Consider the following 25,075-nt stretch of genomic DNA (forward strand, 5'->3'; position numbering starts at 1 on the left):
AATATACTATTAATGACTAACAGCAGCTGTCGATGCAGTGGGTTCAGTAGATTCTTTAAGTGTAAATGTTACATTTCCTAGGTTTGGAGCTTCTTTATTAGAGTCTTTACCTGAAACTATAATTTTATTTAATCCCTGTTTCAAAACTAATGATCCTGTTCCACCATCATCTTTGTTATCGACATTAAAAATCTTTATTTTTTTCTCCATCCAATTTCCAAGCATTAAATCCTTAAATTTTGTATGTTTATCATTTAATTGATTATTATATTCATCTACTCAAAAAGACAACCCTCTTTTTTCACCAGATCAAAATACACCGCTAATTTCATATGTCCCTGCTTCATTAGCGTTTACATAAAATGTGTAATATTTTTGGTTGCTAGATGTTAAATCTGATGGAGAAACGCTATTTCCTAAATATCCTAAAAGATAATAATCCTTATCAGTACCTACACCATCTAATTTTCCTGTTAGTTTGAAAATATCAGTACTTTCTTTTTGACCGTTTCTTATAACTCCTATACCTTTATTAGCTAAACCATAACCTTTAACAAAGTTAACTGTAATTTGATTAGGGTTATCATTAGTACGTTCATTACCAAAAATATCGTCATAAACATCATTAGGATTTTTATCAGATTTAGTAATATAAATATTACCGATCATAGGAGCAGCTTTCTCAGCTTCTGTAGTGAATGAAATTTTGTTTAACCCAAAATTTAAATTAGTTAATTCTATTTCAGCAATTTCAATCGCATCTACTTTTGCTTTTGTTAAATCAATAGATTTAACTTCATCGTTATTAAGTTTGTAATTTAGTGAAAGTTTTGTAGATGGATTTGAGCCTTGTTCTGTTGTTATAGCTTTGTAAGGAAAATACAATTTAGCAGAATTGCCACTATAATATTCAAACTCAATATCATAAGAGGCTTGTATTTTACCTTCTTCAGTTTTTGTATTTAAGTTATAAATTCAACTAACATTAGTTTCTTCTAAACTTTTAGTTTTTTCTTCTTTATCTATTAGTCTTCTTGCAGTTCTTCATTTATAATCATCTGGAGAGTTATCAAAATTTGAAGAGAAAGCTACTATACTTTGGGTGTCAGGTGAAACTTTGTCATAAAGAGTGTCGCCTTTAAAATTAGTTTCTGATATTACAAATTTTTTAAAATTTGAATATTGATTAACCACTTCTTTCTTTTGCTCTAAATTTGTAGTTGATGATTGAATATTTTCGTTTAATATTTTTAAATCTTGAACTACAAGAGCTTTAGTTGGTTGTAAACCAGAAGTTACAATATTTGAGGCTTCTGTATAAAGATTAGAAATATAAGTTTTTATATATGAATCATTATCTATCATAGATAATGTAGAATCTTTATTTGTTAATTTTATTTTTAATTCTTTGTATGCTTCAACTAATTCTGAATTTTCTTTATCAAAAATTGTTTTATCAGCAGCAGCCTTATCTATCGCTGCTTGCAATGTTGTTTTAGCTGAAGTTAATTCATCTTTAGTTGTTGTTGATTTTTTACTAACTTCTTTAGCGTTATTATAAGCAGCAACTAATGAAGATTTAATAATAGAATAATCGTTGTATAAACCTACAGTATCATTTTCCTTATTAATCAATACTTTTAATTGATTTTTTGCTTCGCTATTATCAGGTGTTGTCGTTGTTCCTGTTCCAGTTCCTGATCCATTTCCTGGTTGCATAGTTTCACCTGTTCCAGATCCCGATCCATTTCCTGGTTGCATTGGGTTTGTTGGTTTCGGTGTAACAGTCTTAGGTTGATTACAAGATGTAGCAACTAAAGCTGTAGTTGCTAAAAAACCTAATGAAAAAGAAAGTTGTAATAATTTCTTAGTTTTTTGTTTCATTTTTGTTTTGAACAATTAATAAAATAATAAATCAAGCGAATTATCCGCCTAAAATCTGTGGAATGACTTAAAAACAGATAGAAGCTTCTTCTTCTTCTTCTTCTTCTTCTTCTTCTTCTTCTTCTAGAAATAAAGGGTTTTGATGAAATTCAAGTGTTTGTATTTTTACAAAATAAAAAGTGCAGCAACATTAATTGCTACACATTTATGATTTTTATTTTATTTAACTAATAACTGTTCTTTATCTAAAAACTAACTTGGTTTCTAATAACTTTTTAAATTAACTAACTTGACTACTATAGTTATTAAACTTCACTTTTATAATTACTAGAGAACTTATCTAGAAGTGCTTCCTGTGCTAGTTTGTTCTTTTAAAGTGAATGTAACGTTACCTAGATTAGGTCCTTCTCTATTTTGTTCTTTACCAGAAACTACGATTTTATTTAAACCCTTAGTTAATTGTAAGTATGAATTAGAACCACTAATTACTTGATTTTTATCAAATTCTTTTAATGATTGAGTTCAATCACCAGTATCTGGCGATTTAAATTTTGCTATCTTACCAGCATCATTAGCGACATTGTATCCTCCAACTCAGAAAGTTAAACCTCTTTCATTAGATCCTGATTCATGAGAATTATATAAACCACTTATTTCATACATCCCATCTTTTGGAGCGTTTACATAGAAAGTATAATATCTTATGTTTATTTGAGCATCTTGAGGTGTTGTATGAGGTAATGCTTTACCTAAATATCCAATTAGATAATAATCTTTATTTTGATCTTGACTATCTACGATTCTACCATTAAATTTCTTTATAATAGTACCTTCATCAGCATTAAATGCTTTATTAGCTAATCCATAACCTTTAACAAAATTAACTGTAATCTTATCAGAATTATTGTTATCAACTTCGTTACCAAAAATATTATTATATACAACATCATAAGTTGCATTAGTAGATGCTATATAGATATTACCTATCATGGGAGCGGCTTTACCCATTTCAGTTGAAAACGCTATTTTATTTTCGCCAAAGTTGAGATCAGTTAAGTCTATTTTAGCCACACTTATTTCATCAACTTTAGCTTGAGATACATCTACATCATTAATTGTGTTATCATTTAATTTATACTTTAATGAAAGTTTAGACTTATCTTCTTCTTTAATTAGTTTATATGGAAAATATAATGTAGCGTTAGATCCGCCATAATATGTAAAACTAACTTCATAACTAGCAGGAGTTGTATTATCAGCAGTTGTTTGAGAATTTAAGTTATAAATTCATCTAACATCTGTTAATTGATCTGAATTATCAACATCTTCTTTCACTATTCTTTTAGCATATTTTCATTGTTTTCCGCTTTCACCGTTATTAAAATCTTGAGAATAAGCTACTAAACTTTGAGTAGAAGGTGATGAAGTAGAATATAAATTACTCCCTTTAAAATTAGCTTCTTCGATCTTGAATAACTTAAATTTAGAGTATTCGGCTACATTAGTTTTTTCGATTTCGATATTTTTTATAGCATTTTCAATATCAGAAGTTATTTTTTCTATATTAGCTTTATCAGGCTTAGGATTTGATTGTAATGTAGCTGTAAAAACAGGTGAAGCCTTATCATATAAGTTGGTAATATAAGCTTTCAACGGAGCATATTCATCATTATTTAGAAGTTCTAGAGTAGCATCCTTAGACTTAACTTTATCTTTAAGAGTTGTATATGCTGTAACTAAATCTGAGTTTAATTTATCAAATTCAGATTTATCGATAGAAGCTTTGTTAATAGCGGTTTCTAAAGCCGTTTTAGCAGTAGTTAATTCATCTTTAGTAGCATTCACTTTTTGACTAACTGTTTTAGCTTCTGTATAAGCAGCAACTAATGCGGATTTAATCATAGAATAATCAGTATATAAATCTACATTGCTATTTTCTTTATCAATTAACGCTTTCAATTGATTTTTAGCTTCAGTATTATCAGGTGTTGTTGTACCTGTTCCAGATCCTGAATTATTTCCAGGTTGCATAGTTTCACCTGATCCAGGAGTTGTTGTTTCTGAACCTGATCCATTTCCTGGTTGCATTGGGTTTGTTGGTTTTGGCGCAACAGTCGCAGGCTGTTTACAAGATGTAGCAACTAAAGCTGTAGTTGCTAAAAACCCTAATGAAAAAGAAAGTTGTAATAATTTCTTAGTTTTTTGTTTCATTTTTGTTTTGAACAATTAATAAAATAATAAATCGAGCACATTATCCGTCCAAAACCGGCAAAATGACCTCAAAACAGATAGAAGCTTCTTCTTCTTCTTCTTCTTCTTCTTCTTCTTCTAGAAATAAAGGGTTTTGATTAAATTCAAATGGTGAGATATACATAAAATAAAATGTGTAGCAACATTAAGTGCTACACATTTATGATTCTTATTTTATTTAACTAATAACTGTTCTTTATGTAAAACTAACTTGGTTTTCTAATAACTTTTAAATTTAACTAACTTAGCTATTTTCATAATATTTAATTAGTGTTGCGGATTTGGAATTTCAGTATTAGGCATATTATTTTTTAAAGTGAAAGTAACATTACCTAAATTCGGGCCTTCTTTATTTTGTTCTTTACCCGAAACAACTATTTTATTTAAACCTTTAGATAATTGTAAAAAAGAATTAGATCCTGTTACCATTTGTTCCTTTTTGAATGTTTTCAAAGTATTATCTCAATTACCTGTATCTGGCGCATTAAATTTAGCTACGTTACCTACGCTATTATCAGAATCATATCCCCCTAATCAGAATGTTAATCCTCTTTGATTATTTCCGGTAGCATGAGAATTGTATATACCACTAATTTCATACATTCCATTTTGAGGCGCATTAACGTAAAAAGTATAATATCTTACATTTTGTTTTTGACTTTGATTAGATCCAGGGGTAGCTTTGCCAAGGTATCCTATTACATAATAGTCTTTCAATTCATTGCTATTATCTAATTTTGCGCTCATTTTCTTAATTATCGTAGGTTCATTCACATTAATCGCTTTATTAGCTAACCCATAAGCTTCCGCAAAGTTTACAGTTATTTTATTAGGATTTTCTAGGTCTTCTTTTTTATTACCAAAAATGTTATTATAAACATCATCTTTCGATGAATCATTTATCGAAATATACATATTCCCAATCATTGGAGCGATTTTATCTTTATCTGTAGAAAAAGATATTTTATTTTCGCCGAAATTTAATCCCGATAAATTAACTGATGCCACTTCGATAGAATCTACTTTCGCTTTAGTTACATCTATAGTTTTTCATTCTTCAGTGTTATTAAGTTTATATTTTAGTGACAACATATTAGATGTTTGATCAGCTTTCGCAACTTTATAAGGGAAATATAAAATTGCTGTGTCGCCACCATAATATGTAAATGTAATATCATAACTAGCTGTGGTTTTTTGTTCGCCATCAGCAGTACTTAAACTATAGATTCATCCTACATTTGTTATTTTAGAACTATCTTCTTTACTTAATCTATCGATTATTCTATTAGCGTACCGTCATTTAGTAGAAGTTTGATCATTGTCCAAGTCTGAAGAAAATCCTACTAATTTTTGAGTTTCTGCTGATTGGTTAGCATATTTAAAATCACCAGAAAAAGTACCTTCTGAAATTTTAAACATTTTAAAGCTAGAGTATTGATCAAGATTAGTTTTTTCTTCATTCAATTTACTAACAACATTGTCAATATTAGTTTTTAATTGAGATAAATTATCTTCATTAGGTTTCGGATCAGCTTGCAATGTATTACTAATAATAGTTGAAGCTTGGTCATATAAATTAGCAAGGTGAGTTTTTATAGGTAGGTATTTAGTTTCACTTATCATCGCTAAATCAGCTTCTTTAGAAGATAACTTGTTTTTTAATGCTACATAAGCATTAACTAAGTTAGCGTTTTCAGAATCGAAAGCAGTTTTATCAGTTTTAGCTTTGTTAATAGCAGTTTCTAAAGTTGTTTTAGCTGCTGTTAATTCTTCTTTACTAGCATTTGTTTTATCACTAACTGACTTGGCTGTTTCATAAGCTTTACTTAATTCAGATTTAATAATTGAATAATCTGAATATAAAGCAATATTTGTCTCTTTTGTACCAATAACTGTGTCTAATTGATTTTTAGCTTCAGTGTTATCAGGTGTTGTTGTACCTGTACCAGAAGATCCTGATCCGTTTTCAGGTTGCATAGTTTCGCCTGATCCTGATCCATTTCCTGGTTGCATTGGGTTTGTTGGTTTTGGCGCAACAGTCGCAGGCTGTTTACAAGATGTAGCAACTAAAGCTGTAGTTGCTAAAAACCCTAATGAAAAAGAAAGTTGTAATAATTTCTTAGTTTTTTGTTTCATTTTTGTTTTGAACAATTAATAAAATAATAAATCGAGCACATTATCCGTCCAAAACCGGCAAAATGACCTCAAAACTGATAGAAGCTTCTTCTTCTTCTTCTTCTTCTTCTTCTTCTTCTAGAAATAAAGGGTTTTGATTAAATTCAAATGGTGAGATATACATAAAATAAAAAGTGTAGCAACATTAAGTGCTACACATTTATGATCTTTATTTTATTTAACTAATAACTGTTCTTTATATAAAACTAACTTGATTTCTAATAACTTTTTAAAGTAACTAACTTGGTAAGTTGATTTAAATTTATGTATAAATTCAAATAACTAATGTCGGTTATTTAGTTGTATTTTCTTTTAATGTAAATGTTACATTCCCTAAATTAGGAGCTTCTTTATTTTTATTTTTACCTGATACTATTATTTTATTTAAACCTTTTGTTAAATTTAAACTACCTCATGATCCTGATGTCTTTTGATTTTCATTAAATGATTTTAAGGTATCTGTTCAGTTAGCTGTTCTTGGAATATCAAATTTAGCTTCATTACCTTCGCCTGTAGCTCCAAAACTTTCTTTTCAGAACGATAATCCTCTACCGTCTTCACCTGAATTATAATAACCGCTAATATTATATGAACCAGTCACAGGAACATTAACATAGAATGTATAAGATCTGACATTAGCATCATTGTTTGGTGAATTAGGGGCATATCTACCTAAATAACCTATTAAATAATATGTACTAGATACTTCGCTAGGTTCTAGTTTTCCGGTAAATTTTGTAATGTTAGTACTCACATTGCTTGAACCACTTATCACTCTAAAACCCTTATTAGCAAGACCATATCCCTTAGCGAAATCAACAGTTATCTTATTAGGATTCATTGAATCAATTTGGTTACCAAAGATATTATTATATACAGCATCAGCTGTAGTGTCATTTGCGGCTATATAAATGTTACCGATCATCGGTGCTGATTTACCAGATTCGGTCATAAACGAAATTTTATTGTTACCAAAATTTAAACCTGTTAATTGAACTTTAGCAACCTCTATAGAATCAACTTTAGCTTTTGAAACATCTACATTTTTTAGTTCTTCATTATCATTTAATTTGTATTTAAGCGAAATATTATCATTACTTTGATTAGCTTTAACTAATTTATAAGGTAAATATAAAGTAGCCGTTTTTCCACCATAATATTCAAACGAGATATCAAAACTGGCGGGCATTTTATTTTCGCCGGTTTGAGTTTCTAAACTGTAAATTCAACGAACATTAGTTACTTGTTCACTGTTAGTTTCATCTTTATCAATAATTCTGTATGCACTTCTTCATTGAGTAGCTCCAGCTCCGCTATCTACATCATTATTAAAATCAGAAGAAAAACCTACTATTTTTTGAGCGTTTGCAGACTTTTTAGTATATTTAAAGTCTCCTGAAAACATTTCGTCAGAAATTTTAAATAATTTGAAATTCAAATATTCATCTAATTTTTGTTTTTCTTCTGCTAATTTAGATATTACAGAATAAATATTATTTTTTAAATTAGTTATATTAGCTGCATCTGGCTTATTATTTGCTTGCAGTGTATCAGAAATAATAGTTTTGGCTTGAGTGAATAAATTAGCAATATATTCTTTAATAGGATTATATTTAGATTCAGTTATAAGAGCTAAACTAGTTTGCTCAGATGCAACTTTTTCTTTTAGCGCTTTATAAGCGTTAACTAATTCAATGTTATCAGAATCGAATTTAGTTTTATCATTATTTGCTTTATTGATTGCCGCTTCTAATGCAGATTTAGCGCTAGTTAATTCATCGTTAGTTACACCTGACTTATTAACGATTGCCTTAGCATTATTATACGCTTGAGCTAATGTAGATTTGATCGTAGAATAATCATCATACATAGCTAATTTTTGCATCTCACTAATAATAACTGATTCTAGTTGAGTTTTAGCTTCAGTATTGTCAGGTGTTGTTGCACCTGTTCCAGATCCTGATCCATTTCCTGGTTGTGTAGTTTCACCTGATCCAGGAGTTGTTATTCCAGATCCTGATCCATTTCCTGCTTGCATTGGGTTTGCCGGTTTTGGCGCAACAGTCGCAGGTTGTTTACAAGATGTAGCAACTAAAGCTGTAGTTGCTAAAAAACCTAATGAAAAAGAAAGTTGTAATAATTTCTTAGTTTTTTGTTTCATTTTTATTTGAACAATTAATAAAATAATAAATCGAACGAATTATCCGTCCAAAACCGGCAAAATGACCTCAAAACTGATAGAAGCTTCTTCTTCTTCTTCTTCTTCTTCTTCTTCTTCTTCTAGAAATAAAGGGTTTTGGTTAAATTCAAGTAATATAACATACATAAAATAAAAAGTGTAGCAAGATTAATTGCTGCACATTTATGATCTTTATTTTATTTAACTAATAACTGTTCTTTATATAAAACTAACTTGATTTCTAATAACTTTTTATAACTACTTGGCAAATAACTGTTTTTAACTTAACTTTATAGAAAAGTTAATAAGATAAGTAATTATGCGTTTTGAGGAATTTCAGACGCTGCAGTTTCTTTAAATGTAAATGCTACATTTCCTAAATTGGGAGCAGCACTGTTTCAAGCGCCTCCAGAAACAATGATTTTATTCAAACCTCTAGACAATTGCAAGCTAGCTGATCCATTGTTTTCTTTTTGATTTTCATTAAATGATTTTACTTTATTAGATCAGTCGCCTTGACCAGAATTTAAATTAACAAATTTAGCCTTTTTACCAGATTCAGAGGCGTTATAGTTATCTTTTCAAAAAATTAAGTTTCTGTTTTCTCCTGAATTGTATATACCGCTAATTTCATACGAACCATCTCTCGGAGCATTTACATAAAAAGTATAGTATTTGACATTAGATCCATCTGTTTGTTCGTTTCCACTAGCTCTATCACCCAAATAACCCAATACAAAGTATTCTTTTACCTCTACTTGATTTTCATTTCCATCTGAATCTAATTTAGAATTCATCTTTTTAATAAATGTACTGTTTGTAACACCATAACCTTTATTAGCTAATCCATATCCCTTAAGGAAATTTACAGTAATTTTGTTAGGTTCTTCTTTGGAAGTTTCGTTACCGAAAATATCATTATAAACAGCATCATATGTAGTATCTGTAGTAGCTATATACATATTCCCGATCATCGGCGCATCTTTATTAGCTTCTGTAATAAATGTTATTTTATTTTTACCAAAATTTAAATTAGTTAAATTAACTTTAGCTACTTCAATTGAATTTACTTTAGCTTTAGAAACATCTATATCATTCACTTGATCATTGTCATTTAATTTATATTTCAACGAAAGTTTAGTAGCTACATTACCTTCTAATTCACTGTTTTTTCTAGCTTTGTAAGGAAAGTACAATGTAGCAGATTCGCCATAATAATCAAATTCAATACTATAACTAGCTTGAGTTTTCATTTGCGAATCAGAAGAAGTCTCAGTATCTAAACTATAGATCCATTGAACGTTTGTTAATTCAATACTTTTTTGTTTATTTTCACCTTCTATCAATCTGTGAGCTGTTTTTCATTGATATGATGAGTTGTTGTTGTCGAAATCAGCTGAGAAACTGACTAATTTCTGATTTCCAGATTGTTCTTTTTATATTTGAAATCACCTTCAAATTTACCGTCAGAAACTTTGAATAATTTGAAGCTAGCATATGAATCTACGATATCTTTTTTAGTTTTTATGCCCTCAACTAAACCACTCAGCCCGTCTTTGGTTGAATCAATTGTTTGTTTGCTTAAATCTTGTGTTTGAACGCCGGAATCAATAATTGTTTTAGCTGCTGTATATTTCTTGTTTAAATCAGTTTTAATAGCAGAATATATAGGATTATCACCAATAGACGTTAAACTCGCATTTAAATCTATAGTTTTTAAATTAGTTTTTAATTCATTATAAGCATCAACTAATTCCTTATGTTCTTTATCAAAAGTAGTTTTATCAGTTTTAGCTTTGTTAATAGCAGTTTCTAAGGTTGTTTTTGCGCTAGTTAATTCTTCTTTACTAGCATTTGTTTTGTCACTAACTGACTTAGCAGCTTCATAAGCTTTAGTTAATTCAGATTTAATCATTGAATAATCTGAATATAAGGCAAGATTTGTGTCTTTTGTACCAATAACTGTGTCTAATTGATTTTTAACTTCAGTATTATCAGGTGTTGTTGTACCTGTTCCAGATCCTGAATTATTTCCAGGTTGCATAGTTTCACCTGAACCTGATCCATTTCCAGGTTGCATTGGGTTTGTTGGTTTTGGCGCAACAGTCGCAGGTTGTTTACAAGATGTAACAACTAATGCGGTAGTTGCTAAAAACCCTAATGAAAAAGAAAGTTGTAATAATTTCTTAGTTTTTTGTTTCATTTTTGTTTTGAACAATTAATAAAATAATAAATCGAGCACATTATCCGTCCAAAACCGGCAAAATGACCTCAAAACTGATAGAAGCTTCTTCTTCTTCTTCTTCTTCTTCTTCTTCTTCTAGAAATAAAGGGTTTTGGTTAAATTCAAGTAATATAACATACATAAAATAAAAAGTGTAGCAAGATTAATTGCTGCACATTTATGATCTTTATTTTATTTAACTAATAACTGTTCTTTATATAAAACTAACTTGATTTCTAATAACTTTTTATAACTACTTGGCAAATAACTGTTTTTAACTTAACTTTATAGAAAAGTTAATAAGATAAGTAATTATGCGTTTTGAGGAATTTCAGACGCTGCAGTTTCTTTAAATGTAAATGCTACATTTCCTAAATTGGGAGCAGCACTGTTTCAAGCGCCTCCAGAAACAATGATTTTATTCAAACCTCTAGACAATTGCAAGCTAGCTGATCCATTGTTTTCTTTTTGATTTTCATTAAATGATTTTACTTTATTAGATCAGTCGCCTTGACCAGAATTTAAATTAACAAATTTAGCCTTTTTACCAGATTCAGAGGCGTTATAGTTATCTTTTCAAAAAATTAAGTTTCTGTTTTCTCCTGAATTGTATATACCGCTAATTTCATACGAACCATCTCTCGGAGCATTTACATAAAAAGTATAGTATTTGACATTAGATCCATCTGTTTGTTCGTTTCCACTAGCTCTATCACCCAAATAACCCAATACAAAGTATTCTTTTACCTCTACTTGATTTTCATTTCCATCTGAATCTAATTTAGAATTCATCTTTTTAATAAATGTACTGTTTGTAACACCATAACCTTTATTAGCTAATCCATATCCCTTAAGGAAATTTACAGTAATTTTGTTAGGTTCTTCTTTGGAAGTTTCGTTACCGAAAATATCATTATAAACAGCATCATATGTAGTATCTGTAGTAGCTATATACATATTCCCGATCATCGGCGCATCTTTATTAGCTTCTGTAATAAATGTTATTTTATTTTTACCAAAATTTAAATTAGTTAAATTAACTTTAGCTACTTCAATTGAATTTACTTTAGCTTTAGAAACATCTATATCATTCACTTGATCATTGTCATTTAATTTATATTTCAACGAAAGTTTAGTAGCTACATTACCTTCTAATTCACTGTTTTTTCTAGCTTTGTAAGGAAAGTACAATGTAGCAGATTCGCCATAATAATCAAATTCAATACTATAACTAGCTTGAGTTTTCATTTGCGAATCAGAAGAAGTCTCAGTATCTAAACTATAGATCCATTGAACGTTTGTTAATTCAATACTTTTTTGTTTATTTTCACCTTCTATCAATCTGTGAGCTGTTTTTCATTGATATGATGAGTTGTTGTTGTCGAAATCAGCTGAGAAACTGACTAATTTCTGATTTCCAGATTGTTCTTTTTTATATTTGAAATCACCTTCAAATTTACCGTCAGAAACTTTGAATAATTTGAAGCTAGCATATGAATCTACGATATCTTTTTTAGTTTTTATGCCCTCAACTAAACCACTCAGCCCGTCTTTGGTTGAATCAATTGTTTGTTTGCTTAAATCTTGTGTTTGAACGCCGGAATCAATAATTGTTTTAGCTGCTGTATATTTCTTGTTTAAATCAGTTTTAATAGCAGAATATATAGGATTATCACCAATAGACGTTAAACTCGCATTTAAATCTATAGTTTTTAAATTAGTTTTTAATTCATTATAAGCATCAACTAATTCCTTATGTTCTTTATCAAAAGTAGTTTTATCAGTTTTAGCTTTGTTAATAGCAGTTTCTAAGGTTGTTTTTGCGCTAGTTAATTCTTCTTTACTAGCATTTGTTTTGTCACTAACTGACTTAGCAGCTTCATAAGCTTTAGTTAATTCAGATTTAATCATTGAATAATCTGAATATAAGGCAAGATTTGTGTCTTTTGTACCAATAACTGTGTCTAATTGATTTTTAACTTCAGTATTATCAGGTGTTGTTGTACCTGTTCCAGATCCTGAATTATTTCCAGGTTGCATAGTTTCACCTGAACCTGATCCATTTCCAGGTTGCATTGGGTTTGTTGGTTTTGGCGCAACAGTCGCAGGTTGTTTACAAGATGTAACAACTAATGCGGTAGTTGCTAAAAACCCTAATGAAAAAGAAAGTTGTAATAATTTCTTAGTTTTTTGTTTCATTTTTGTTTTGAACAATTAATAAAATAATAAATCGAGCACATTATCCGTCCAAAACCAACAAAATGACCTTAAAACTGGTAGAAGCTTCTTCTTCTTCTTCTTCTTCTTCTTCTTCTAGAAACAAAGGGTTTTAGCTAAATTCGATTGTTTGATATTTAGTAAAATTAAACTATTACTAAATTAAACATAAATTAAAATTAGTTTTCAACTTCGATTTTGTTATCTGAGTTATATCTATTTTTATGTCAATATTAATTTGTTAAAATTTATCAAACATCTATAAACATTTTTACTAGTGATTATCAGTTTTTTTGGATACAAACATATTTTTATCCAAAAATTTATCAATTTTTTCACTTAAAAAATAATAAATTACTCAATGTTTTTATATAAAAATATTAACCTTTTATCCATTTTTGTCAAAACTTTTTTAAACTTTTTTCGTTTATTATCAATATAATCTATTTTTTTACATTTTATTATTTTCATTTTATCTAAAATCAATCTAGATTTTTTTGATATCTTTGTATCTTTATTTTGTTCAATGTATTCGAATATTATCAGTAAATATTGTTGGTATTTTCAAAAGATTATCTATTATAATTATGTTTTTTTATAGATTTCTTATCATTTTTTAATTAGTTCAAATAAAAAAATGTGTAGCATTTTGCTACACATTTATGATTTTTATTTTATTTAACTAATGACTGTTCTTTATATAAAACTAACTTGTTTTCTAATAACTTTTTAAAATAATTAACTTAGCAATATTTTTACTTAATTTTATTTACTGATGATTAGCCATTTCAGTATTTGCAGGCGGATTTTGTTCATGCAGAGTAAACGTTACATTCACTAGATTAGGAGCTTGTTGATTACCTGTTAAGCCTGAAACTATAATTTTGTTTAAACCAGCATTAAGATTTAAACTTGTAGCAGTCATATTATTAAATTTGTTAGTTGAATTAAACGATTTAAATTTTTTTTCACTTCATTCACCAAATTTTAAATCTTTAAACTTAGCAAATGAATTACTCATGTTGTTATTAAATGTATCAACTCAGAATGTTAACCCTACATTCGAACCAGAGTTATATATTCCACTAATATCATATACCCCTGCTTTCGGAGCATTTACATAAAATGTATAATATTTTTCGTTTCCAGAATGCTCAGAATTAACTGGATTACTAAGTCCTAAATAACCCAATAAATAGTAATCGTTATTTTCTCCCTGACCATTTAATTTCCCAGTTAATTTAGAAAAATCAGTACTTGCATCATTACCATTATCCATCACTCCTATACCTTTATTGGCTAAACCATAACCTTTAACTAAATTAACAGTTATTTTATTAAGGTTATCAGTTGCATATTCATTTCCAAAAATATCATTATAAACAACATTAGGGTCTTTATCAGCATTCGTAATATAGAAATTACCAATCATTGGAGCAGATTTACCTTCTTCGGTAGTGAATGAAATTGTATTTTTACCAAAATTTAAATCTGTTAAATCAATTTTCGCTACAGCTATTCCGTCTACTTTAGCCATATCTAAATTAACTGCTACAGCTTCTTTATTATTTAGTTTATATTTTAAAGATAATTTGTTTTGAACATCACTAGCTTGCTCTGTTTTAGCTGCTTTATAAGGGAAATATAATTTAGCTGAACTTCCACTATAATAGTTAAAATCTAAATCGTAGCTAGCTGCTTTTTTATCATCACCCATCATTGAATTTAAATTATAAATTCATCCAACGCTTGTAACTTCTAAACTCTTAGCTTTATCTTCTTTATGAATCAATCTTCTAGCTGTTTTTCATTGATAATTGGTATTTGAATTATCAAAATCAGATGAAAAAGCAACTATACTTTGATTATCTGGAGATGTTTTATTATAAAGCGTATCACCTTTAAATGTTCCGCTATCTACTAAAATCTTTTTGTAATTAGAATATTCATCTAATGTATTTTTCTTCATATCAAGATTCGATGTTGATGTCTCGATATTATTACTTAAAGTTTCTAGATTATTAGCCACAAGCGCTGTTGCAGGTTGTAATCCAGCAGTTATTATATTAGTCGCTTCTGTATATAAACCTGTTATATAAGTTTTAATGTAATTATCTTCTGTTAATGTAGATAAAATAGAATCTTTATTTGCTACTTTATCTTTTAAAGTTTTAAATAGAGCAACTAAAGGAGCATTATCTTTATCAAATTTATCCTTACTACTAGCAGCTGTAGCTATAGCACTTTCTAAAGTTGTTTTAGCGTTAGTTAATTCATCTTTAGTAGCATCCGTTTTATCATTGACTATTTTTGCTGTCACATAAGCATTAGCTAATTTGGATTTGATCATTGAATAATCATCATACATAGCTAATTTCGTATCTTTACTATCAATCAATACTTTTAATTGATTTTTAGCTTCAGTATTATCAGGTGTTGTTGTACCTGTTCCAGTTCCTGCTCCATTACCAGGTTGCATAGTTTCACCTGAACCTGATCCATTTCCTGGTTGCATTGGGTTTGTCGGTTTTGGTGCAACAGTCGCAGGTTGTTTACAAGATGTAGCAACTAAAGCTGTAGTCGCTAAAAAACCTAATGAAAAAGAAAGTTGTAATAATTTCTTAGTTTTTTGTTTCATTTTTGTTTTGAACAATTAATAAAATAATAAATCGAAGTGATTATCCGTCCAAAATGGATGAAATGACCTCAAAACTGATAGAAGCTTCTTCTTCTTCTTCTTCTTCTTCTTCTTCTAGAAATAAAGGGTTTTGAAGAATTTTAGAATTCAACTTTAAGATAACAAAAAAAAGCTTCCTATTGCAGGAAAGCTTTTTTTGTATAGTTTAATTATTAAACTTTTTTAAGAGTTACAAATGTAATTTTAGGCATATAAGTATATTTATTAGAATCACCTAGTTTTATACCAACTATAAACATTAAATTGTTTGTTTTACTTTTAATTATATTAGTTCTTCAAGATTCGGTTTTCACTTTTCCAATGACATTACCTATTCCATCTTTGTTTTTATCATTATTTCAAATATTAGTTTCATTAATTTCACTTGAATCAGACAAACTATATCAAGATTTAAGTTTTGAATTAAAATCGATATTTTCTTTATTTAAATATTCGTTAATATTATTTCTGTAAGAACCAATAAAACTAAACACTATTGTTTTAATATGATCTTTAGTGGCTTCTGTTTGTTTAGCTTCTGCATTATTACCTTCAAAATCATCGCCAACTAATAATTTTAGATATACATTATAATCATATGCATTAGTTATAGTTCATGACTTACCGAATGAAACCTTAACAAAAGCTTTGTAACTATCAATATCTACGCCGTTATAATCAATAGAAGTAGGAGTAAATTCTCAATTTTTATCTTGAATAGTTAAGCCTAATTTATCGTTTTCTAATTTAGTGTATTTTGATGGTACTTGTATTCTTTCATTAGTTGGAGTTGATGGACCAACTTTATCATTGTTTACAGCAGTTTTTTCTACAGATATAGAGTTGTATCCAGCTATATTAGAAGAAGATGTTTTCTTACTATCACCAATTACTGTAGAAAGTTCAACCTTAATATCAGAAGGTTTTACATTTGTTAATTTGATTTTATCGAATTTAACTTCTGTTTTAGACCCTTCTTCTGAACCTTCGACTTTTTTATTAACAACAAGTTTTAATTCTTTACCTTGCACAGTTGATGAAGCTAATGTTATTTGAGGTAAGTTATTTTCTTTTTTAACAGATTCAAAAGAAAACTCGCCTTCTAAATATACATTTTCACTAACCTCTTTTGTTGATAAAATACTTTTTAATAATTGAGTAGATAATGAAGAATTATAATTTACTGATAAATTATTATCAGTAACTTTAGGTTGTTCATCAGTAGATTCAGCTCCAGAAGGGGTTTGGGGATCACTTTCAGTTCCTTCAGTTATTCGATCAGTTCTAAGCGAAGTTCTAGTTTCAACAGAACCATCATCATGAGCAACTCCAGCAGATTCCATAGCATTACCAGAATTAGCAGGTTCAGTTGCTTCATCTGTAACAGGCATGTCGCCACCAGAATCTTTCATTTCAGGAGCCACTAATTCTTCTAATGTCTTTCAGTTAGCATTACCTAAATCTAAAACTTTTATTGTTTTAGATTGATCACCTTCTGTTACCATTTCGCTAGATAATAGTTTCTCACTAATATATGTGCTTAAAGATTTAAAACCATTAATAGATATATCATTACTACTAACGGTGTCATCACCTTTGGTAAAGGTAACTTGAATTTTAATGCTATTTTCTTCAGTAGATGAAGTTTCACTATTACTAACTAACTTAACACCCAATGTTCATCCTTTTATAGAAGGAGATGATTCTTTTAATTCAATACTTACTTGTTTAGAGTTAATTTTGTTAATAAATTGATCTGCTGTTATAGTAGAACTATTTATTTCAGCTTTATTAGAATCTAAAAGCTTGATCTTTTCTAAAGTTAGTTGCTTAGCGAATGTTTCAACTTCTGCTTTAGAATTTGTAGGAGTTGTTGCACCTCCATTACCACCACTTGTTGGAGGAGTTACAGGATTTTCAGTTCCTGGGTTTTCTGGTGTTTTATTACCTCCATTATTCGGATTTTTTGGATCTGTTGGATTAGTAGGTTTTACTACCTTTTCTGTTTTACAACTCGCTGCTGATAAGGCAACAAAAGAACCAATACCTAATAGACTAACAAACTTTAAAATATTTTTTCTTTTCATTTAAAGTTGTTTTTTGATTAGTAAAGTTAACATTATTTAATGTCGAATTTACTAATTTTATCTATATAAATTTGAACAATATAATAAACCGATAGTATTTTGCTTTAAAAAACCAAAAAACCACCTTAAAACGAATAAGAGCTTCTTCTTCTTCTTCTTCTTCTAGAAATAAAGGGTTTTGAATAAAATTAAACCTATATATATAAAACAGAATAGTAAGAAGATTCACTTCTTGCTATTCTGTTATTAATTAAATAATATTTTTATGTTCTATCTTATGCAGAAACACCATTTCCGGTTGTTGTGTTAGTATGAGCGGCAAAATACAAGATAGTAGCAGAGTTAGGTCAATAATATCCGAATGTATCAGCCGATTTTTTATAAGCCACTCTTAAAAATACTATAAACGATGTTGCATTATTATCATTAATTTTTGTTGCAAAAACATTTCCTGACTTAACATCATTTTCTATTAATTGAACAACACCTAGCCCATTGCTAGAATTATGATCACCATGAATAGAATCATCAAACCCTAATGACATATCGTTCTTAGAGAAGAAATAATTAACATCACTAGAAGGTATAACTGTTTTTCAATCTGTGGTTTCATCATCTATTCTTCCAGGGATAATTCCAACCGCATTGCCTGGGTTATTTAACACATTAGAATCTAATGCTATCTTAGCGCCGTTTGTAGCATCATGAATTTTCTTAAAGATTAACTTAGTTCCAAAGAAATCAGTATCAGATATTGCTACTTCATCAAAAATGTATTCTGCTTTGAAAAATATATTGTTAGTTTTTCCTGGTCCTATATAAGGAAGTTTTATAGGATTAATATCAATATATTTATCTTTATTATCAACTGTTATTTTTATTTTTAAATCTTTACCATCAGCAGATAATTCATATCTTTTTCCAGCAGAACTATCATTCTTTTCGCTTTCTATTTTATTTTTATATGCTTCTATATTAGATTCAGATTTTGTATAACTACCATCATCTTTTTTAATAGAAGCACTTATTCTAACATCATCTGGCAATAAATCTTGAACAAATAATCCATCCATTAAATCAATAGTTCAATCAGCATCAGCATATTTAATAGACAGTTTGTTATTACTATCATCCTTTGATGTTAAGTAATAATTACCATGCCAATCATTATCATTACCTTTTCATAAATTAACTAACTTAGCTTTCCCTGATAAAGATAGTTTTTCAGGAACAAATTCAGGATAATCTGTTTTGATAGAATCTAGACTAGTTTTCAATGCAGATTCATTTGTCGTAATTAACTCTTTAAACTTAGCTCCTAAACCAGATACTTGTTCTTGGTGTTCAGCAGCACCATCCATACTGCCTGCATCTCTTGTTGATATTGTTGGTTGGTTGTTAGAGCTTGTTCTAACAACAGTTTGATTATTAAGTTCAGATAGTTTTTTAAAACCAACACTACCTAAATTTAGAGCTTTTTTAGAAACATCTTGACCTGATTCATCTTTAACAGTCATGCTTTTTAATAGAGCATTAGCTATAGATGTTTTTAATGTTTTAAATCCAGTAATAGCAATTTCATTGCTAGTTACTTCAACACCTTCTTTTGTAAACTTAACCTTAAATTTAACGGTACCGTTATCTATATTTGCACTATCACTAACTAACTCAACGCCCAATGTTCATCCTTCAGTTACAGTATTATTTTCTTTTAATTTAATGTTTGAAGATTTAACATCAGTAGCTTTTGTGTTATCTTTAACTATTTCAGTACCAGACGAATCTACAACCATGAAATCATTAGGCATCAATGAGTTTAAATAAGTTTCAACCGCTGCCTTATTAGTTGCGGTCATGCCATTAGAACTACCTGAATTATCTGTAGAACTACTTGAGTCACCTGTTCCAGTTGAACCATCGGAACCAGAGTTTGAATTCATATTAGAATTATCACCACTACCTGAACTTGGGTCGGTAGTAGAACCGCCACCTCCATTAACTGGATTTTTTGGGTCCGTTGGTTTAGTTGGTTTTTCAGCAACCGGTTGTTTACAACTAGCCGCAGATAAAGCAACAAAAGAACCAATACCTAATAAACTAATAAACTTTAAAATGTTTTTCTTTTTCACTTTTAAAGTTATGATTTAACAATAATCTAATTTAAAATTAGATTTTTACTAATAATCCTTATATAAATTTGAACAATTAATAAATCGAGTCCATTATCAACTAAAAAACCCAGTAATGACTCTGAAACGTATAAGAACTTCTTCTTCTTCTTCTTCTTCTTCTATAAATAAAGGCTTTTGATAAAATTCAAGTATTATATTCTTTAAAATAAAAATATGTAGCAACAGAAATTGCTACATATTAATATTTTTTTATTTAAATGTTATCTATATAAGATGATTCATAATAAAGATAACAGATATAAACTACTGGAAAAGTATTGTTACTTTTAAATTTATTTAAATAATTAATAAATTAAAACCATTAATTATCTAACTTATGAAGCAGTAACAGGGGCATCAACATGAAGTAATGTAATTGAATTAGATCATAAATAACCTCATTTTTGATCATCATTCTGATTATTCTTTATGTATGATACTCTAGAAAAAACTATAAAATTAGTAGCTTTATTATTATTTAAATTATATTTAGAATCAGTTTGTGCATTTACACCGCCACCTGGTGCATAAGTTTTATCACCTGATTTCATTATTAATTGACTAACACCATTACCGTTGATAGAGTTTTCGCTTCCTTGAATAGCATTTTCAAAACCTTTGTCATTTTGATTCCCTTTTGAAAAGTATTCATCTCAATTTGGTCATGTATTAAAATCGCTATTTTTACTCTTAACTGCTTGTATGTCTATTTCTGCTGTAGTTTTTCTCGGAATATAATTTGTTCCTAATCATATAGAAGCAACTTTTTGAGATTTTATAGCAGCATTGTTATCATTATCAAAATCTCATTTGTGTATTTTTTTAAATAGTAGCTTTGTGCCAAATATATCACCATTATAAAATCCTATTCCATCGAATGAATATTTAACTTTAAAGAGAATCTTTTCAGTATTATTAGGGATAGTATATGGAATTTTAATTGGGTTAACAACAACCGGCATTTGCATATCATTGTTATAAATTTTATCTGGATTAACAGTTAAAATACCTTTACTCTCATCAAATGAGTATTTGTTGTTATTAGTTTTTTCTGCACCATTATAACTTTTCTCTGCGTTAATTTGATTCTTGTATGCCTCTAAATTATTTTGTTCTTCGATAGTAACTGTTTGATTATCAATTTTAGAAACGAATACATTAACAGAATCAGGTAACAGGTCTTGAATAAATAATCCATCAGTTAAATCAATAGATCAATCCTTACCTTTATATCTAATTGATAATTTATTATCAATATCATCTTTAGAAGTTAGGTAATAATTACCATGTCAACCTTCATTAGCTTTTCATAAATTCACTAACTTTGCTTTACCTGATAAATATAGATTATCTGGGTTAAAATCAGGGTATGATTCTTTTATTTTATCTAATTTTGTTTTGTATTCAGATGAATCACCATGAATTAAAGTTTTGAATTCATTATTTAATCCAGATGTTTGATCTTGAGTAACTTCTGGTTGAGGTTGTGCTTGCGGGGTTCCAGACATTTCAACTAAACTGGCACGAGTTGTTGGTTGAGCTGAAGCTTCGCCTGTTGCACCTGTAGATGTCCCTACAACTCCTTGTTTATTTAAATCTACAAGAGTTTTGAATCCAGCACTACCTAAATCTAAAAGATTTTTCTTAACATCTTGACCATTAGAATCTTTAATAGTCATTTCTTTTAGTAATACTTTAGCTACAGCCGTTTGCAATGTTTTAAATCCGCTTATAGTAATTTCATTACTAGTTACTTCAACACTTTCTTTAGAGAACTTAACCTTAAATTTAAGAGTACCATTTCCTGGATTTGAACTATCACTATTACTAACTAACTCAACACCCAATGTTCATCCTTGTATAGCAGGATCAGATTCATCTTTTAATTTAATATTTGTAGGTTGAATTTGATCAACTTTAGTTTCTTCTTTAACAAGTTCTTTGTTCATAGAATCAACTAATTTAAAACTATCAGCCGTTAATCTAGAAACATAAGCCTCAACAGCTTTTTTACTATTTGTTGGTTCAGATGGAGACATATTGTTAGATCCATCTGATCCGCCACCAGGATTTGTAGTAGAAGTTCCGCCACCTGTACTAGCAGGAGTCGTAGTTGTGTTCCCTCCATTATTCGGATCGGTTGGTTTAGCAGGTTTTACAACCTTTTCTGTTTTACAACTTGTTGCTGATAAAGCAACAAAAGAACCAACACCTAATAGACTAATAAACTTTAAGATATTTTTTCTTTTCACTTAAAGTTTTTAAATTAGCAAAATCTTTTATTTTTCATTCAAACAATAGATTTTGCTAAAAATATATATATAAACCTGAATAATTAATAAATAAATCAGAGACATTTTCGGTTAAAAAACCGATAAATGACCCTGAAACATATAGAAGCTTCTTCTTCTTCTTCTTCTTCTTCTTCTTCTTCTTCTTCTAGAAATAAAGGGTTTTAACGAAATCTACATTCATACATAAATAAAAAAGTAAGAAGATTCACTTCTTACTATTCTATTAAATATATTAATTTTTTAAACACCAGCATCTGGAGCAGTAGTAGTTGCAGCGTTAGGCGCAGCAAAATACAAGATAGTAACAGAGTTGGGTCAATAATAACCGAATGTGTCAGCTGACTTTTTATAAGCTACTCTTGAAAAAACTATAAATGTTGTAGCTTTATTGGTATTAATTTTTGTAACATTAACTCCATTAGATGTAGTTTCATTTTCTGTTAATTGAACAACACCTTGCCCTTCTTTTGAATTAGCCTCTCCATGTATAGAGTCAATAAATTCATTAGAAGAGTCATTTTTTGAGAAGAAATACTCTCTATCAGTTTGATATACAACAGTTTTTCAATCAGCAATATTATCTCCATCCATTCTTCCAGTAATAGCACCAACACGATTACCATCTCCATTTAATACTTCAGAATCTAATACTTCTTTAGCGCCATTTACGGTATTATGAATCTTCTTAAAAATTAATTTAGTTCCAAAAAAATCTGTATCAGATATTGCTACATTATCAAATATGTATTCAGATTTAAATAAAATCTTATCAGTATTCATTGGTGCTATATAAGGAAGTTTTATAGGATCAACATCAACAAATTTATCTTTTCCTTCAATTGTTATTTTTATTCTTAAATCATCTTTATCATCTAAAGAATATCTTTCGTTTTGAGAATTCGTAGAAGATATTTTTTCTTTATATTTAGCAATATTAGAAGTTGATTTTTTTATTTCTTCTCCTTCTTTAATAGAAGCGCTTATTCTAACATCATCCGGTAATAAATTTTGAATAACAAAACCAGGAATTTCTAAAGATCAATCAGCATTATCTTTTAATTTTAAGGTTAACTTTTTATCTCCTTCTTCTTTAGAAACTAAATAATAATTACCTTTCCAATCACTATCTTTTTTAAATAAAGAAACTAACTTAGCTTGGCCTGTAAGATAAAGTTTATTAACATCAAATTCTGGGTATAACTGTTTAACATTATCAAACCCCATCTTAAATGGCGAGTCATCCTTTGTTATTAAAGTTTTGAATTCAGCTCCTAATACAGTTGTTTGTTCTTGATTAGTTGTAGAAGCTGGAGGATTAGAAGCTTCTAGAGCAGCACTAGCTTCTTCTCTTAGACTAGTTCTTCCCATTGTTCCAGGAGTACTAGGAGCAGCTGCTTCAGCAGGTTGATTTTCTGTTACAATAACAACATTTGAATTTAGTTTACTAAGAGTTTTAAATTCAGCATCACCTAAATCCAAAACATCTTTATTAACCATCATTCCATCTTCACCTTTAACAGATTGTTGTTTAAATAAAACAGATGCTACTGCAGTAGCTAATGTTTGAAATCCGTTTAAAGTAATATCTTTACTAGTAAGTTTTTCACCATCTTTAGTAAGAGTAACATTAATTTTAATAGTTCCATCTTGTTTATTCTTACCATTACTAACTAGATTGACACCATAAGTTCATCCTTTAGGTAATAAAGTATTGTCTTTTAATTTAATTGAATCTTTATTTACCTCAAATGATTCAACATTTATACCTTTTCTATCATTAACTACATTATTATCTTTATAAACTTCTAATTTATCACTAGTTAATGAATTTAAGAATGATGTAGCTTGTTCTTTAGCAACAACATTGTTGTTGCTATTCATTCCGGTGTTGTTATTACTACCTGGCCCAGTTGAAGGTGTATTTGCATCAGTTGTACCTGATGAATTTTCTGAAGAACCTCCAGATGAACTACCTCCACCTGTTTCTGGCGCAGGATTTGGTTTCATAGGTTTTGGATTTACAACCTTTTCTGTTTTACAACTTGTTGCTGATAAAGCAACAAAAGAACCAACACCTAATAGACTAATAAACTTTAAGATATTTTTTCTTTTCACTTAAAGTTTTTAATTAGCAAAATCTTTTTTAATTAATTCAAACAATAGATTTTGCTAAAAATCTATATAAACCTGAATAATTAATAAATAAATCAGGGATATTTTCGGCTAAAAAACCGAGAAACGACCCTGAAACAAATAAGACCTTCTTCTTCTTCTTCTTCTAGAAATAAAGTGTTTTAACTAAATTTAAAAAATATTTCCTAAAGAATAAAAACTTATTATATTAAAAATATAATAAACTAAATAACTTTAAATTATTCTTGAGATTCTTCGCTATCTATTAAATCATCATCTTGATTATGATCATTTCCATTGATTGGTCTATCTTCATTAACATCAACTTCATACTTAAAAGCAGCAAATGTTAAACTAGAATAAAAGACAATGATTCTGAATTGTTCTTAACTCTATGTATAACATTACCTATAGTTTCTAAATTGTCATCATTGTTTCTAATTTTATTTAGAAAATTACTATTAGATAAAATATATCAAGATTTTAGTTCATTACTAATAACAGCTAAGTCATTAGTATAGAATCTATCAATATTGTTTCTATACACATTTACTCTTGAGACTACTTCAGATTCAATGTTGTTATCTCTAGACTTAATTCTACTAGATTCTATATTTTCATCGTTATCTTCTGATCTAATTCTTTTTAGATAAACATTGTAAATCATAAGCATTAGTTATAGTTCATGATTTATTAAAAGCTACTTGAACTACAACTTTGTATTCATCTAGATTTTTAGTTCCGTCGTATCTGATGAAAGACAGATTAAACTTCCATCAGAATC

The 25,075-nt window shown here is 28.8% G+C and carries 17 protein-coding genes; all 17 read right to left on the bottom strand.

All coding sequences use genetic code 4. From position 1 onward, the window contains the following. Positions 1–9 precede the first annotated feature (9 nt). Positions 10–1,884: a hypothetical protein gene (locus tag NMG68_RS02170; protein ID WP_255034317.1), complete on the bottom strand. Its 1,875-nt coding sequence runs from the start codon at positions 1,882–1,884 to the stop codon at positions 10–12. Positions 1,885–2,220: 336 nt separating this feature from the next. After that, on the bottom strand, positions 2,221–4,095 hold the full coding sequence (locus NMG68_RS02175; RefSeq protein ID WP_255034318.1) for a hypothetical protein: 1,875 nt from the start codon (positions 4,093–4,095) through the stop codon (positions 2,221–2,223). Positions 4,096–4,135: 40 nt separating this feature from the next. Then, positions 4,136–4,258 (bottom strand): hypothetical protein, encoded by a 123-nt coding sequence (locus tag NMG68_RS02180; protein WP_255034319.1) that lies wholly within the window; start codon positions 4,256–4,258, stop codon positions 4,136–4,138. A 143-nt stretch (positions 4,259–4,401) separates the two neighbouring features. Continuing rightward, the gene (locus NMG68_RS02185) at positions 4,402–6,270 is read right to left on the bottom strand and encodes a hypothetical protein (RefSeq protein WP_255034320.1); all 1,869 of its coding nucleotides are present in this window, start codon (positions 6,268–6,270) and stop codon (positions 4,402–4,404) included. A 40-nt stretch (positions 6,271–6,310) separates the two neighbouring features. Next, positions 6,311–6,433, bottom strand: a complete 123-nt coding sequence (locus NMG68_RS02190) for a hypothetical protein (RefSeq protein WP_255034321.1) — start codon at positions 6,431–6,433, stop codon at positions 6,311–6,313. A gap of 168 nt (positions 6,434–6,601) precedes the next feature. Beyond that, positions 6,602–8,470: a hypothetical protein gene (locus tag NMG68_RS02195; RefSeq protein ID WP_255034322.1), complete on the bottom strand. Its 1,869-nt coding sequence runs from the start codon at positions 8,468–8,470 to the stop codon at positions 6,602–6,604. Positions 8,471–8,509: 39 nt separating this feature from the next. Further along, a complete protein-coding gene (locus tag NMG68_RS02200; RefSeq protein ID WP_255034323.1) occupies positions 8,510–8,635 on the bottom strand; it encodes a hypothetical protein in 126 nt (41 codons plus the stop codon). Between the two features lie 170 nt (positions 8,636–8,805). Continuing rightward, on the bottom strand, positions 8,806–9,834 hold the full coding sequence (locus tag NMG68_RS02205; RefSeq protein ID WP_255034324.1) for a hypothetical protein: 1,029 nt from the start codon (positions 9,832–9,834) through the stop codon (positions 8,806–8,808). A 62-nt stretch (positions 9,835–9,896) separates the two neighbouring features. After that, positions 9,897–10,691 (bottom strand): hypothetical protein, encoded by a 795-nt coding sequence (locus tag NMG68_RS02210; RefSeq protein ID WP_255034325.1) that lies wholly within the window; start codon positions 10,689–10,691, stop codon positions 9,897–9,899. 40 nt (positions 10,692–10,731) lie between these two features. Continuing rightward, positions 10,732–10,854, bottom strand: coding sequence for a hypothetical protein (locus NMG68_RS02215; protein ID WP_255034326.1), 123 nt, complete (start codon positions 10,852–10,854; stop codon positions 10,732–10,734). Between the two features lie 170 nt (positions 10,855–11,024). Next, positions 11,025–12,911, bottom strand: coding sequence for a hypothetical protein (locus NMG68_RS02220; protein ID WP_255034327.1), 1,887 nt, complete (start codon positions 12,909–12,911; stop codon positions 11,025–11,027). A 787-nt stretch (positions 12,912–13,698) separates the two neighbouring features. Continuing rightward, the gene (locus tag NMG68_RS02225) at positions 13,699–15,567 is read right to left on the bottom strand and encodes a hypothetical protein (protein ID WP_255034328.1); all 1,869 of its coding nucleotides are present in this window, start codon (positions 15,565–15,567) and stop codon (positions 13,699–13,701) included. 212 nt (positions 15,568–15,779) lie between these two features. Further along, positions 15,780–17,693, bottom strand: coding sequence for a hypothetical protein (locus tag NMG68_RS02230; protein ID WP_255034329.1), 1,914 nt, complete (start codon positions 17,691–17,693; stop codon positions 15,780–15,782). 275 nt (positions 17,694–17,968) lie between these two features. After that, a complete protein-coding gene (locus NMG68_RS02235) occupies positions 17,969–19,822 on the bottom strand; it encodes a lipoprotein 17-related variable surface protein (protein WP_255034330.1) in 1,854 nt (617 codons plus the stop codon). A 377-nt stretch (positions 19,823–20,199) separates the two neighbouring features. Then, positions 20,200–22,116, bottom strand: coding sequence for a hypothetical protein (locus NMG68_RS02240; RefSeq protein ID WP_255034331.1), 1,917 nt, complete (start codon positions 22,114–22,116; stop codon positions 20,200–20,202). Positions 22,117–22,398: 282 nt separating this feature from the next. Further along, entirely contained in the window at positions 22,399–24,273 is a 1,875-nt protein-coding gene (locus tag NMG68_RS02245) for a hypothetical protein (RefSeq protein WP_255034332.1), read from the bottom strand. Between the two features lie 367 nt (positions 24,274–24,640). Continuing rightward, positions 24,641–24,958 carry a hypothetical protein gene (locus tag NMG68_RS02250; protein WP_255034333.1) on the bottom strand — a complete coding sequence of 106 codons (318 nt, stop codon included), beginning with the start codon at positions 24,956–24,958 and terminating at the stop codon, positions 24,641–24,643. Between the last annotated feature and the right edge of the window lie 117 nt (positions 24,959–25,075).

The sequence above is a fragment of the Mycoplasma bradburyae genome, from assembly GCF_024338845.1.
Classification (GTDB): domain Bacteria; phylum Bacillota_I; class Bacilli_A; order Mycoplasmatales; family Mycoplasmoidaceae; genus Mycoplasmoides; species Mycoplasmoides bradburyae.